Annotated in this window: 1 protein-coding gene; it reads right to left on the reverse strand. The window is 65.8% G+C overall.

What is annotated here, in order from left to right:
- A partial coding sequence (gene frc / locus C2I35_RS21750; protein WP_103765139.1) for a formyl-CoA transferase occupies positions 1-1243 on the reverse strand: 1243 nt, incomplete at both ends.

The raw sequence follows: 1243 nt of genomic DNA on the forward strand, positions 1-1243 counted from the left end.
TCTGCGGGTCTCCCACGGCGCCGCTATCCAGCACCGCCTGCAGCTCGTCGCCGTCATAGCCCAGCACCTCGCGCAGGATCTCCACCGTGTGCTCTCCCAGAAGCGGCGAGCGCGTCACGTCCACCGGGCTGTCGCTCAGCTTGATCGGGCAGCCCACCGACGCGTACTTGCCGCGCTTGGGATGATCCACGTCCACGATCGTGCCCGTCGCCCGCAGGCCGTCATCCTCGATCAGCTCCTTGGTCGACAGGATCGGCCCCACGGGGATGTTCAGCGGGTTGCAGATGTCCATCACCTCGAACTTCGTCTTGGTCATGGTCCATTCCTCGATCGTGCCGAAGATCTCGTTCAGCTTGTCCAGGCGCTCGGGCGGGGTGGCATAGCCCTCGGCCGTCTTCCACTCGGGCTTGCCGATCACGTCGCAGATCTGCTCCCACACCGCGGCCTGGGTGATGAAGTAGGTGTATGCGTTGGGATCGTCCTCCCAGCCCTTGCACTTCAGGATCCGCCCCGGCTGGCCGCCGCCACTGTCGTTGCCCGCGCGCGGTGTCGCCTCGCCGAACTCGATGCCCTCGCCGTACTGGCTGTATTCCTTCAGGGGCCCCGCCTCCAGCCGCTGCTGGTCGCGCAGCTTGACGCGGCAGAGGTTCAGCACCCCGTCCTGCATCGGCGCCAGCACCTTCTGGCCGCGGCCCGTGCGCTCGCGCTGGAAAAGCGCCGTCATGATGCCGAGGCAGAGATGCAGCCCAGTGCCCGAGTCGCCGATCTGCGCGCCGGTCACCAGCGGCGGGCCATCGCGGAAGCCCGTGGTCGAGGCCGCCCCGCCGGCGCATTGTGCCACGTTCTCGTAGACCTTGCAGTTCTCGTAATTGCCCGGGCCGAAGCCCTTGACCGAGGCCATGATGATCTTGGGATTGATCTCCTGGATCCGCTCCCAGGAAAAGCCCATGCGATCCAGCGCGCCCGGCGCGAAGTTCTCGACCAGCACGTCGCATTCCTCGATCAGGCGCGTGAGCACCTGCTTGCCGGTCTCGTTCTTCGAGTTCAGCTCGATCGAGCGCTTGTTGTGGTTGAGCATGGTGAAATAAAGGCTGTCCGCGCCCGGCACATCCACCAGCTGCTGCCGCGTGGCGTCGCCCACGCCCGGCCGCTCCACCTTCAGAACATCCGCCCCGAACCACGCAAGAAGCTGCGTGCAGGTCGGACCCGACTGAACATGCGTGAAGTCCAGAATCTTGATGCC

This window comes from Roseovarius confluentis (assembly GCF_002917925.1).
GTDB lineage: Bacteria > Pseudomonadota > Alphaproteobacteria > Rhodobacterales > Rhodobacteraceae > Roseovarius > Roseovarius confluentis.